The organism is Aeromonas sp. BIGb0405 (genome assembly GCF_024807335.1).
In the GTDB taxonomy this organism is placed as follows: Bacteria; Pseudomonadota; Gammaproteobacteria; order Enterobacterales; family Aeromonadaceae; genus Aeromonas; species Aeromonas rivuli.
Window position 1 is genome coordinate 154389 of sequence record NZ_JANUEP010000002.1, and the last position, 12401, is coordinate 166789.

At 59.2% G+C, this 12401-nt stretch carries 14 protein-coding genes; 7 read left to right on the top strand and 7 right to left on the bottom strand.

Translation table 11 applies throughout. From position 1 onward, the window contains the following. The first annotated feature begins 12 nt into the window (after positions 1-12). From aroB to M2366_RS05480, 3 genes are all read left to right on the top strand, one after another. A complete protein-coding gene (gene aroB, locus M2366_RS05470) occupies positions 13-1092 on the top strand; it encodes a 3-dehydroquinate synthase (RefSeq protein WP_259269175.1) in 1080 nt (359 codons plus the stop codon). Then, positions 1085-2632, top strand: coding sequence for an SPOR domain-containing protein (locus M2366_RS05475; RefSeq protein ID WP_259269176.1), 1548 nt, complete (start codon positions 1085-1087; stop codon positions 2630-2632). Before aroB ends, M2366_RS05475 begins: the two co-directional genes overlap by 8 nt. Before the next feature lie 69 nt (positions 2633-2701). Beyond that, positions 2702-3577, top strand: a complete 876-nt coding sequence (locus tag M2366_RS05480; protein WP_259269177.1) for a Dam family site-specific DNA-(adenine-N6)-methyltransferase — start codon at positions 2702-2704, stop codon at positions 3575-3577. 17 nt (positions 3578-3594) lie between these two features. Here the strand turns inward: M2366_RS05480 and M2366_RS05485 are convergent, their stop codons facing one another. Next, positions 3595-3786 carry a DUF2970 domain-containing protein gene (locus M2366_RS05485; RefSeq protein WP_259269178.1) on the bottom strand — a complete coding sequence of 64 codons (192 nt, stop codon included), beginning with the start codon at positions 3784-3786 and terminating at the stop codon, positions 3595-3597. Between the two features lie 326 nt (positions 3787-4112). Here M2366_RS05485 and rpe point away from each other — a divergent pair, with 326 nt between their 5' ends. The 4 genes from rpe (at position 4113) to M2366_RS05505 (ending at position 6804) form a co-directional block, all read left to right on the top strand. Beyond that, the gene (gene rpe / locus M2366_RS05490; RefSeq protein ID WP_042040855.1) at positions 4113-4787 is read left to right on the top strand and encodes a ribulose-phosphate 3-epimerase; all 675 of its coding nucleotides are present in this window, start codon (positions 4113-4115) and stop codon (positions 4785-4787) included. After that, a complete protein-coding gene (locus M2366_RS05495; protein WP_042040854.1) occupies positions 4774-5442 on the top strand; it encodes a phosphoglycolate phosphatase in 669 nt (222 codons plus the stop codon). Before rpe ends, M2366_RS05495 begins: the two co-directional genes overlap by 14 nt. A gap of 18 nt (positions 5443-5460) precedes the next feature. Next, positions 5461-6465, top strand: a complete 1005-nt coding sequence (trpS, locus tag M2366_RS05500) for a tryptophan--tRNA ligase (RefSeq protein WP_042040853.1) — start codon at positions 5461-5463, stop codon at positions 6463-6465. Positions 6466-6588: 123 nt separating this feature from the next. Continuing rightward, on the top strand, positions 6589-6804 hold the full coding sequence (locus tag M2366_RS05505) for a hypothetical protein (protein WP_042040852.1): 216 nt from the start codon (positions 6589-6591) through the stop codon (positions 6802-6804). 208 nt (positions 6805-7012) lie between these two features. Here M2366_RS05505 and M2366_RS05510 read toward each other — a convergent pair whose 3' ends face one another. From M2366_RS05510 to M2366_RS05535, 6 genes are all read right to left on the bottom strand, one after another. Continuing rightward, complete coding sequence (locus tag M2366_RS05510; protein WP_042040851.1) at positions 7013-8320, bottom strand: TRAP transporter large permease; 1308 nt, start codon at positions 8318-8320, stop codon at positions 7013-7015. Between the two features lie 2 nt (positions 8321-8322). Then, complete coding sequence (locus M2366_RS05515; protein WP_259269179.1) at positions 8323-8874, bottom strand: TRAP transporter small permease; 552 nt, start codon at positions 8872-8874, stop codon at positions 8323-8325. Positions 8875-8926: 52 nt separating this feature from the next. After that, positions 8927-9937 carry a TRAP transporter substrate-binding protein gene (locus tag M2366_RS05520; protein WP_259269180.1) on the bottom strand — a complete coding sequence of 337 codons (1011 nt, stop codon included), beginning with the start codon at positions 9935-9937 and terminating at the stop codon, positions 8927-8929. Between the two features lie 320 nt (positions 9938-10257). Beyond that, positions 10258-10731 carry a YhcH/YjgK/YiaL family protein gene (locus tag M2366_RS05525; RefSeq protein WP_224431093.1) on the bottom strand — a complete coding sequence of 158 codons (474 nt, stop codon included), beginning with the start codon at positions 10729-10731 and terminating at the stop codon, positions 10258-10260. A 91-nt stretch (positions 10732-10822) separates the two neighbouring features. Further along, positions 10823-11443: a bifunctional 4-hydroxy-2-oxoglutarate aldolase/2-dehydro-3-deoxy-phosphogluconate aldolase gene (locus M2366_RS05530; RefSeq protein WP_224431092.1), complete on the bottom strand. Its 621-nt coding sequence runs from the start codon at positions 11441-11443 to the stop codon at positions 10823-10825. Beyond that, positions 11427-12398, bottom strand: a complete 972-nt coding sequence (locus tag M2366_RS05535) for a sugar kinase (RefSeq protein ID WP_042040847.1) — start codon at positions 12396-12398, stop codon at positions 11427-11429. The genes M2366_RS05530 and M2366_RS05535 overlap by 17 nt, the downstream gene beginning before the upstream one ends. Between the last annotated feature and the right edge of the window lie 3 nt (positions 12399-12401).

Sequence of the window (12401 nt, forward strand, 5' to 3'; positions counted from 1 at the left end):
TCGAGGACGTCCATGGAAAGGTTGAAGGTCGAACTGGGTGAGCGTTCTTACCCGATAGAAATAGCGGCTGGACTGCTGCAGCACCCCGACGTGCTGACTCAGGCCATCAAGGGTAGACGGGTCATGATAGTGACCAACACCGTGGTGGCTCCCCTCTATCTGGAGCGGGTGAGTCAGCTACTGGCGGACTATCAGGTAGAACACCTGATCCTGCCGGATGGTGAGGCACACAAGACGCTGGCGACTTTCGAACGCATCATGTCTGCGCTACTTGAGACCAACCATGGACGTGATACTACCCTGATCGCCCTGGGTGGGGGCGTGATAGGGGATGTGGTGGGCTTTGCGGCCGCCAGCTTCCAACGCGGTATCCCCTTCATCCAGGTCCCCACTACACTCCTCTCCCAAGTCGACTCCTCTGTTGGCGGCAAGACTGCCGTGAATCACCCCCTCGGCAAGAACATGATCGGTGCCTTCTATCAGCCCAAACTGGTCGTCATAGATACTGAATGCCTGCAGACCCTGCCCGAGCGTGAATTTGCCTCAGGCATGGCAGAGGTGATCAAGTACGGCATCATCTGGGATGCAGATTTCTTCAGCTGGCTGGAGCAAAACATGCCTCGGCTACAGCGGCAGGACCCGGCTGCGTTAGCCTATGCCATTAAGCTTTGCTGCGAGATCAAGGCCGAAGTGGTTGCCGAAGATGAGACTGAGCACGGTGTGCGGGCGCTGCTCAATCTGGGTCATACCTTTGGTCATGCCATCGAAGCAGAACAAGGCTATGGCAACTGGCTGCATGGCGAGGCTGTCGCTGCGGGTATGATGCAAGCGGCGGCCACAGCCCGGTTGCGTGGTCAGGTGAGCGCCGAACAGCAGGAGCGGATCCGTGCCTTGCTGCTGGCGGCCAAGCTGCCGGTGAAGGGGCCTGCCGATATGAACTTCGATGCTTACCTGCGTCACATGCGCCGTGACAAGAAGGTGCTGGCTGGCAAGCTGCGTCTGGTATTGCCGGTGGGAATAGGCCATGCCGAAGTGGTGGCCGATGTGTCTGATGCTCAATTGCAATCGGTGATCGAGTCCGAATGTGAGTAAGTTGATCCAGTTTCCCTCTCAGCGGCAGCTGGTCGAACGGCTGCTGCATCTGATTGAATTCAATCATCCTTTTATATTTCTATCCGGTCCGGCCGGCAGCGGCCGCGCCACCCTCTGCGAGCTGTTGCTGACCCGCCTGCCTGAGAAGGTGCAGGTGGTGAGCCTGATCGGTCGTCCCGACATGAAGATGGGCGAGGTGCGTCAGCTGCTGCTTGAGCAGATAGTCGATAAACCCCTGTTCAATCCTCAAGATGCCTTGGCTGACAGCTTCTTTCGCATGATGGAAGGAAAGCCTGCAACGCTGTTGTTGCTGATCGAGCGGGCGCACGAGTTGCCTGCCGAGGTGCTCAGCGAGCTTTGGACCCTGTGTCGTCACAATGACACCCTGACCAAGCCTCATCAGTTGGCGACCCTGTTGACCGGTGATGACGCCTGGTGTCGCACTGCGCGCCCGGGTCTCAAGGGGCGAGCCATGCCCTCCCTCGAGCTGGAGGTCGCCCCCCTGAGCGCCCCTGAGCAACGCATCTTCCTGTATGAGAAAGCAAAAGCGCAGAAGATACCGGCGACCCTCTTGCCCAAAGCCAAGGTAGAGGAGATCCTGAGCCAATCGAAAGGACAGCCGTCCATTATCATGCAGGCCCTGGAGGATATCATGACCGACAGAAGACCCAAGAAGTCGCAACCCAAGCTGCCCATCAAGCAGGTCGTCCTGGGTTTTGTTGCCGTCATCGGCATCTTGCTGGCGCTCACTTACCTGCTTCCCTCGCTGTTTTCAGACAAGCCGGAGGGCCAGGAGATGGCGAAACCGGTGAGCACAACACTGCCAGCCCCCATTCCGGGGGAGAGTCCGGCTGGGGCTGTGAACCAAGCAGATACTCAACCGGGAGCAGCCAGTAATGACAGCGGCGCTCTGGTTCGGGATTGGAAACCAGAGAGCCAGGTCTTGCCCAAGAAAGTGGAGAGCGAGACGGTGACTGCCGAGTCAGGCAATTACGAAGGTCGCCGGATAGTGATCTCCGACGACGTGGTCGAGAAGCTGATGACAGGGCCCAGCGTCAGCGGCGCCCTGCCCAGCGAGGTGGTCAAGGAGCTGACCGGTGACGAGTCAAACGTGGCCAAGGCCAATGGGCAGGCAGGCTCGCAAGCCAAGCAGGCGACAGGCAATCAGGCTGCTACGACAGCCCCAGCGAGCCAGACAGGCCCTGCCAAGATGGTCGAGCAGGCCGCGCCAGCCCCCCGGGTTGCCCTGACCCCGGTAACCACCTTGCAGCAGAAAGCCAAGACCCATTACAGCGTGCAGTTGATGGGGGCGAGCAACCGGCCAGCGGTCGACAGCTTCGTGGCGGAGAACCAGCTGTCGGGCAAGGTCTGGGTCTATCAGACTCAGTTCCGCGGCAGTCCCTGGTTCGTGGTGCTGCAGGGCGATCATGCTAGCCTCCAGCAGGCGAAGGCGGCCATCCGCCAGCTACCACCCGCCCTGGTCAAGGGGCAGCCCTGGCCCAAGTCGTTCGCCCAGGTACAAAAAGAGCTGAAGCCATAGCAGCAGGTCGGATAAGGGGGTAGAATCGTCCCCCTTTTTGGGTTGCTGCCTTCTTAACGCCGGATTTCCATGAAGAAAACACGCGCTTTTTTAAAATGGGCCGGGGGAAAGTATTCCCTGGTTGAAGAGATTGCCGAGCGGTTGCCAGCAGGGCGTGTGTTGCTGGAGCCTTTCGTCGGTGCAGGATCCGTGTTTCTCAACACCGATTACGATGCCTATGTGCTCAACGACATCAATCCGGATCTGATTGCCCTCTATAACCATCTCAAGCTCACACCTGAGCAATTGATTGCCGAGGCGCGCAAGCTGTTTGTGGCCGAGAACAATCACAAGGCGGCTTATTACCGGTTGCGGACTCAGTTCAACCAGACAGAGGGCAGCTTCGAGCGCGCCCTGCTGTTCCTGTTCCTCAACCGCCACGGGTTCAACGGCCTGTGCCGATACAACAAGAAGGGGGGCTTCAACGTCCCCTTTGGCTCTTACAAGAAGCCCTATTTCCCGGAAAAAGAGCTGTGGTTCTTCGCTGAGAAGGCGCAGAAGGCGACCTTCATCTGCGAGAGCTATGCCGATGCCATCAAGCGGGCGCAGGCCGACTGGGTCATCTATTGCGATCCCCCTTATGCCCCCCTCTCTACCACGGCCAGCTTCACCAGCTATTCGGCCGGGGGCTTTACCCTGGACGATCAGGCGGTGCTGGCGCGGCTGGCGCGGCACACGGCTGCCGAGAAAGGGGTTCCCGTGCTCATCAGCAACCACGACATCGAACTGACCCGCGAACTCTATCGTGGTGCCAAGCTCGATGAAATCCTGGTCAAACGCACCATCAGCCGCAATGGCGGCACCCGCAACAAGGTGGCCGAGCTGCTGGCGCTCTATCCTCCCGGCATAGCGCCGGAGCAGGGGTGGTATCCAGGGGATCTGGTCGAGGTTGGCACCAGCGTCTAGGCAGGGCCGCTGAACGGCTAAGCGAGCACCCAGCTCACCAGTAGCCAGAGGCTGCCTAGCATCAGGGCGATCAGTATCACTCCCATCAGGATGAAAGCCAATGGCGAGCCGTTGGCAAAATCTCGTTGGCGATTGCGCTGGGATTGCACCCCGAACAGGGCGGCGAGGGTGCTGGTGAGCGTGTGCCACAGGGTGAGTCTTTGGTTCATGTGCGCCTCCTGGCTCCCTACAGCCTAGCCAGCTTTCGCCAAGAGAGCCCCTTCCGTCCCTCATCACTCTGCGCTGTCATGTTGTTCATCCCATCATGGAAGAGGGTCTCTTCCGCTCTTCTGCCCTTATGAGTCGAGATTGGAGGCTGGAGACGGGTTGAGCTCTCTCAACGTCCCGGCCCGGGGGCGCTCATATCTCCCTATATCCGGGAAAATGGGTCTCCCGTGGGCCATGAGGCGCGGTAAGCGGCAATCAGTCTCGTTTCCTGAGCCAGTTTGGGGTAAAATTGCGCCGTTTTTTCGCCTAGCTGCCAATGGATGACGTGATGAAAGACTTTCTGATAGCTCCCTCGATCCTCTCCGCCGATTTTGCCCGTCTGGGCGACGATGTTGCCAAGGTATTGGCAGCGGGTGCCGATGTGGTGCATTTCGATGTGATGGACAATCACTATGTGCCCAATCTGACCATAGGCCCCATGGTCTGTCAGGCCCTGCGTGACTTCGGTATCAAGGCGATGATCGATGTGCACCTCATGGTCAAGCCGGTGGACAGGATAGTCCCTGATTTTGCCAAGGCGGGTGCCAATCTCATCACCTTCCACCCGGAAGCGTCCGATCACGTCGACCGCACCCTTGGGCTCATCAAGGAGCAGGGCTGCCAGGCTGGCCTGGTGCTCAATCCGGCCACGCCGCTCTCTTGCCTCGAATATGTGATGGACAAGCTGGACGTGATCCTGCTGATGTCGGTCAACCCCGGTTTCGGTGGTCAGAGCTTCATCCCCGGCACCCTCGACAAGCTGCGCCAGGTGCGCCGTCTGATAGACGAGAGTGGCCGTGACATTCGCCTGGAGATCGATGGCGGGGTCAAGGTAGACAACATTCGTGCCATTGCCGAGGCCGGTGCCGACATGTTCGTGGCCGGTTCTGCCATCTTCAGCCAGCCAGACTACAAGGCGGTGATCGACCAGATGCGTGCGGAGCTTGCCCATGTCCAGCGTTAATCGTCCCTTCGATCTGGTGCTGTTCGATTTGGACGGCACCCTGATCGACAGTGCTTCCCAGCTGGCGCTGGCGGTCAATCGCACTCTCACCGATCTGGGTCTGGCCGAGGCCGACGAGGCCGTGGTTCGTACCTGGGTCGGCAATGGTGCCGATAAGCTCATCTCCCGCGCCCTGGATTATCGCGGTGCTGGCGAACAGTTCAGCCAGGCCCGCGGCCTGTTCGATCGGCACTATCAGGCTTGTCTGCTGGAAGGGCTGGCCATGTATGACGGGGTCGAGCAGAGCCTGCGCCGTTTACAAAAACTGGGTTACCGCCAGGCCGTGGTGACCAACAAGCCGAGTCACTTCGTGCAGCCGATCCTCGATGCCCTCGGCATTGCCGATTGCTTCGCGCTCTGGCTGGGCGGCAACTGTGTGGAACCAAAGAAGCCGAGCCCGACACCGCTGCTGCATGCCTGCCATGAGCTGGGTGTCAGCCCGGCGCGCACCCTGATGGTGGGTGACTCCGAAAATGATGTGCTGGCCGCCCAGGCCGCCAGCATGAAGGTGGTAGGGCTCACCTATGGCTACAACTATGGCCGCCCCATTGCCGACTCCAATCCAGACTGGGTGTGCGAGCATTTCTGTGAGCTCGATGCCCTGCTGGTCGAATAAGAACAAGGACTCCTCTCCATGGCCAAACCAATAGTACTGAGCGGTGCCCAGCCCTCCGGGCAGCTCACCATAGGCAACTACATGGGCGCCCTGCGTCAGTGGGTCAAGATGCAAGATGACTTCGATTGCCTCTACTGCATCGTCGATCTCCATGCCATCACCGCCCGCCAGGAGCCTGCTGCCCTGCGCAAGGCTTGCCTGGATGCCGCCGCCCTCTATCTGGCAGTCGGGATTGATCCCGCCAAGAGCACCGTCTTCATCCAGTCTCATGTGCCCCAGCACGCCGAGCTTGGCTGGATCCTCAACTGCTACACCCAGATGGGTGAGCTGTCGCGCATGACCCAGTTCAAGGACAAGTCCGCCCGTTTCGAGAATAACGTCAACGTCGGTCTGTTCGGCTACCCGGTGCTGATGGCGGCGGACATCCTGCTTTATCAGGCCAATCAGGTGCCGGTCGGCAACGATCAGAAGCAGCATCTGGAGCTGACCCGCGACATCTGCACCCGTTTCAACAATCTGCATGGCGAGGTGTTTACCCTGCCCGAACCCTTCATTCCCGAAGAGGGTGCCCGGGTGATGAGCCTGCAGGATCCGACCAAGAAGATGTCCAAGTCTGACGACAACGAGGCCAACTTCATCGGTCTGCTGGAAGATCCCAAGCAGATAGTGAAGAAGATCAAGCGGGCCGTCACCGATTCGGACGAGCCGGCCGTGGTGCGCTTCGATCCGGTCAACAAGCCTGGGGTGTCCAACCTGCTGACCCTGATGTCTGGCGTGACTGGCCGCCCCATCCCTGAGCTCGAGCAGCACTTCGAAGGCAAGATGTATGGCCATCTGAAAGGTGAGTGCGCCGAGGCCGTGGTTGCCCTGCTTGAGCCGCTACAAGCCCGTTTCCATGCCCTGCGTCAAGATGAGACTCATCTGCAGGCCATCCTCGCTGCCGGTGCACAAAAGGCCCGGGAAAGGGCTGAAAAAACCCTGGCCAGCGTATATGATGTGGTTGGCTTCGTTCCCAGAGCCTGATATATCGGATTGTGGTGTAACCGTAGGAAGCCGGGTATCAACCTGGCTTTCTTTGTTTTCCCCCTCGGTATCTGTGATCCCCGGATCCTGAATTTAAGTGGACCCCGAGTCCCAAGAGTGAGCATGTCCATCCAAGAAAAAATCTCCATAGACGAGCTGGGCGACAAGGGTCACTGGCTGCGCAAGTTTCGCAAGGCCAAGAACCTCAATACCCTGCAACTGATGGTCTCCAATGCCATCGACAAACACCATGCTACCCCGGCCATCGCTGCCGCCATCTACCTCGCCGAGTGTCAACGAGAGCGCGAGATGGAACAAGGCCGCTACCTGGATCGCTGAGGCGCACCTCCGGGCTCAGCCTATCCGCGGTGGTTCTGCCCACGTAATCTCCCTGACAGTGCGTGCCAGCCCCAGGGCGCCCTGCTCTCTCCTGCTTGTTCTCATCCCCCGTTTCCTTGCTGCAGAGATGAAAAAACCCGGACGCCGACGCGCCCGGGGTGAGTTCATCACGAGTGCGACCGGCATCCATGCCCGTCGCACAGAGGCATCATTTGATCAGTCCCATCGCCTGGGGCAGCGCCATCGAGATGGCCGGTACATAGGTCACCAGCATCAGCACCAGTGCAATGACCGCGAAGAAAGGCAGCAGTGGCTTGATGACCCCTTCAATTTTTATCCCCCCGATCTTGCATCCGGTGAACAGTATGGGGCCAACCGGTGGCGTGATGGTGCCAAGGGATAGATTGAAGATCATCATGATGCCAAATTGCACCGGATCCATGCCGAACTGGGTGCAGATGGGCAGGAAGATGGGGGTAAAGATGAGTACCGCCGGGGTGGGGTCCATGAAGGTGCCCACTAGCAGCAGTACCAGATTCATGACCAGCAGGATGATCAGGAAACTGTCGGTGAAGGAGAGCAGGGCCGATGCGATCAGTGCCGGGATCTGGGTGAACGCCATTACCCAGGACATGATGGATGAGGCGGCCAGCATCAGGATCACGATGGCGGTCATTTTGGCGGTAGCCAGGAAGATGGCGGGCAGATCGACGGCCTTGATGTTCCGGTAGCAGACACCGAGGATCAGCGAATAGACCACGGCGATGGCGGAGGCTTCGGTCGCGGTGAAGATGCCACCGAGGATGCCACCGATAACCACAACGATCATCAGCAGGCTGGGGATGGCATCTAACAACAGTTTGAGGCGCAGACCCTTGAGAGAGTTGTGCTCGGCCACATAACCACGGCGCTTGGCAATGAAGCCCGCCACCAGCATGACCCCCAGTCCCCACAGAATGCCGGGCACGTAGCCGCCCATGAACAGAGCCGTGATGGAGACACTGCCCGCCACAGTGGCGTAGACGATCAGGGAGTTGCTTGGGGGGATCAGCATGCCAGTCGGTGCCGAGGCGATATTGACCGCGGCACTGAAGGCGGGATCGTATTTATCCTTCTTCTGGATAGGGGACATGATGCCGCCGATGGCCGCCGCCGAGGCGACGCCGGAGCCGCTGATGGAGCCAAACAGCATGTTGGCAACCACGTTGGTCTGGGCCAGAGGACCCGGCAGGAAGTTGCTGACTATCTTGGCGCAGTTGATCAAGCGGATGGCGATGCCGCCATTGTTCATCAGATTGCCGGCCAGGATGAAGAAGGGAATGGCCAGCAGGGCAAAAGAGTCCAGGCCGACGAAGACCCGCTGGGCCGAAGTCAGGATGGCGCCATCGAAAGGCAGGATGATCACCATGGCCAGGAAGGAGGGGAGCCCGATACTGATGCTGATAGGGGTGCCGATAAACAGCAGGACAAAGGCACCGATGAACATCACCAGCGCGACAACAACCGCAATATCCATGGTTATACCTTTTGCTTGAAGGAGAGTTGTCTGGCCAACCCGTATTGGTTGTACAGGCAATAGAAAACGGTCAGCACGCCGCAAAGAGGGATGGCGGCATAGATGACGCCGATGGGGATCTGCAGCGCCGAATCGAGCTGTCCCATCTGGCGGCTCATCCCGATGTAACCCCCCACGGTCAGTACCAGCAGGGCAAAGAGAGTGGTCGCCAGCTCACCGAGCATCTCCACCAGGATGCGCACATTGCGCGACATGCGATCACGCATGAAGGTGATTGCCATGTGTTCGCGCAGGCCAAAGACATAGGCACTGCCGATCAAGACCAGCCAGATGAACAGGTAGCGGGAGAGCACCTCGCTCACGGCGCTTGGGCTATTGAGCAGGTAGCGGGTTGCCACCTGATAAGTGACCAGCAGGGTCATCACGGCCACGATGGCGATGCAGAGATAAGAGACCACCAGATCCACTCTTTGCTTGAACCCGGTCAGCAAGGCATAGAAGCTATGCTGAACGGATGGTTCGGAGAGGGTTGCTGGTTGTTGAGCGGGTTTCATAGCGGAACCTCATAGGAGGGGTTGCCATGGCAACCCCTGGCAACAACAGCCATTAGTTGGCCAATGCGCGGATCTTGTTGAAGATATCTTTCTGCTCCGGGGTGGTCAGCAGCGTCTCTTGCAGCGGCTTGCAACGCGCCTGGAAGGGGGCAATATCGACCTCAGTAAAGGTGGCGCCCTGGGCAGTGGCCGTCTGTTTGGCGGTTTCTAGCGCCTGGCTGAAGAGATCAAACTCGGTCGCGGTACTCTCTTTGGCCAGTTTGCGGAAGGTCGCCTGATCGGCGGCATCCATCTTCTCCAGGAAGGACTCATTGACAACCAGCAGATCGGCCACCATCACATGGCGGGTGTAAGAGAAATGGGGCGCCACTTCATACTGCTTCAGATCGGCGTAGGTGATCTCGTTGTTCTCGGCGCCATCAAGCACCCCCTGCTGGATGGCGGAGTAGACTTCGCCCTGACCCATGGGCACCCCGGTGCCCCCCATACAGGTCAGCATCTTGACCATGGTATCGGACTGCATAACCCGGATCTTCTTCCCTTTCATGTCTTCTGGAGTCTTGATTGGAGCCCCTTTGACATACATGCTGCGGGCCCCGGCGGTATAGGCGGTCAATACCTCGAAGCCGTTGCCCTTGGTGGAGCTGAACAGGCCATCCAGGAGATCACCGGTGAAGACTTTGCGCTGGTGATCCGGGTTGTCGTAGATGTAAGGCATGGCCAGCACGGAGAAGTTTTTGTTGAAGTTCTCGACCAGGGGGTTGGCGACGACGGCCAGTTGAATGGCACCGGATTGCACCAGTTCCAGTGCCGCCCGTTGATCTCCCAGCAGCTCGTTCGGGTGAATTTCCAGCTTGTATTTACCACCGGTCGCGGCTTCCAGCTTCTGGCTGAAATCTTCGAGCGCCTTGAACTGCGGATTGTGTTCAGACTGGTTGAACGCTGTCTTCAGGATCAGGGGGCCAGCAGCCTTGCTGTCTTCACCACATCCAGTCAGAAACAGACCCGCGGCGACCACTGTGCCAATCAGAGACAGTCTGGGCAGAGCATTCATTGTACGCATGTGTGTAACCCCTTTATGGACTTCGTTATTTTGATGCTGTTCATGCTACGTGAATCCGGCCGCATTTCAGTGATCAAAATCAAGTTAATGAAATGGCGTTCCATATTTGTGGAAATCAAAAATCAAGTTTTGTGATGGCCGTTTATTACACTGCGGCGATGCTGATGGAATAAGGCTTCAAACGAGTTTTTAGATAAAAGAAAGAGGAGGGCAGATCCCACCGGAGCACAGGAGAGCGAATAGAAGATGGGGGAGGCGTGCTAAATGATGCTGGCCTCCTGACCGGGAGTTCATGCCAAGGGGGTGGAGGCCGGCGACTCTTATTGGGCTGACAGCCACTCTTTGCAGATCTTGACCACGACTTTCTTAATCTGGGCGGGGGAGCCGACCTGGCAGGTGGGTCTGTGCACCTCACCGGGATAGAAGATGGCGAAGTCACCGGTGTCGAGCAACAGCCGGGTGGTGATCGCCGGGTTGTCCAGGAAGATGAGATCCGGTTTGGTTTCCTGATGGTCATGGGGAGCGCGGATTGTGGTGCTGAGGGCGATCGCCTCCTGCCCGGCCAGCACTATCTGGATATCCAGATAGCGATCGTGGAACTCACTCTTCAGATCCGCCTCCTGAGCCGTGATGGGGGAGGAGACGATGTAGAAGACGGCATCCTCGATGAGATCATATTTCCCCTCTGCCTGCTGTTGCAGGTTGTGCAAGGAGAGCGCGGGCCGGTTGAGAAGATGCAGCAGTGGGGATGGCAGCATGGCGATGTCCAGTTGCTGCAGATTACCAACGATCATGGGTAGCTCCTTTGATTGAACCGGTGGCTGAGGTCGATGGCGAACCGGTCGAGGCTGGAATGATGGGCCCGTGAGACGGGCCCCGGCCGATTTAGAGGGCGGCCATGGCTTCCTTGGTCAGGGCGCCGATCTTGTCCCATTCGCGATTGTCGATGAGGTTGGCAGGCACCATCCAGGTGCCGCCACAGGCGAATACCGCAGGCAGGGCAAGATAGTCCTTCACATTGCTCGGGCTGACGCCGCCAGTGGGCATGAAGGAGACCGGGTAGACGGCGCTCATGGCCTTGAGCATGCCCAGCCCACCGGATGGCTCTGCCGGGAAGAACTTGAGGGTCTTCAGACCCAGCTCCATCGCCTGTTCGACCAGGCTGGGGTTGTTGACGCCGGGAATGATGGGAACACCGCGCGCCTGGCAATATTGCACGATGCGCGGGTTGAGCCCGGGACTCACGATGAAGTCGACCCCCGCCTCGATGGCCTGATCGACCTGGGCTGTGGTCAGCACTGTGCCGGCACCAATGATCATCTCGGGAAAGGCTTCCCGCAGCCGGCGGATGGATTCGGCCGCCGCCGGGGTGCGGAAAGTGATCTCGGCACTGGGCATGCCGTTTTCCAGCAGGGTGCGGCCAAGGGCGACGGCATCATTGGCGTCTTTGATGGCAATGACGGGGATGATCTTCAGGGCACAGAGTCGTTCAAGCAATGCTGACATGGGAAGCCTCATTGTATGGGTGATCAGGGGTGATGGGGTGTGGCATGGCCGTCAGGGGGATGATGGCGCCACGATGTTGAATGACGGTGCTCGCCAGCCGATGGGCATAGCGGGCCGAATCGGCCATGGACTGCCCCGCCAGCCGGGTGGCGAGGTAACCGGCGCTAAAGGAGTCGCCAGCCGCCGTGGTATCGATGATCTGCTCTTTCGCCAGGGGGACGGCCAGCACCTGGTCGCTGTACCCAGGCTGCACGATGAGACAGGCCTCGGCCCCGCGCTTGATGACGATCTCGTTCACGCCACATGCAAGGGTGCGGGCCAGGCACTGGGAGTCGTCGCTGTCCCCCCAGAGGGCGACCTCGTCATCCAGGGTCAGGAAGGCGAGATCGGTTAGCGCCAGCATGGCGGCATAGGTCTGCCGGGCCGCGGCCTGGCTCTCCCACAAGCGGGGGCGGTAGTTGTTGTCAAAGGCTATCCTGGCCCCGCCAGCCCGGCACTCGGCCAGCCTGTTCAGCAGGGTCAGCCGGTCATCTTGTGACAGGATGGCGAGGCTGATCCCGCTCAGGTAGAGGTAATCGAAATCGTGCAGTCGCTCACCGATCCGCTCGGCCTCTGGCGTCTGCAGCCAGTAGCGGGCCGCAGAGTCGCTGCGCCAGTAGTGGAAGGTGCGTTCACCTCGATCATCGGTCTCGATGAGATAGAGACCGGGCAGCTTGTGGTCAAGGCGCTGCACCAGCTCGGTGTGTATTCCCTCTTGCTGCCACTGGGTCAGCATGGCCCCACTCATGGGATCCGTGCCCAGGGCACTCACGTAATGCACAGCGATGTCCGGGTTGGCGCGGGTCAGGTAGACCGCCGTGTTGAGGGTGTCCCCGCCAAAATGGCGCACTATGTTGGCCCTGCTTTCGGACAGCTCGATCATGCATTCGCCAATGACGGCGACCTTGATAGGCATAGC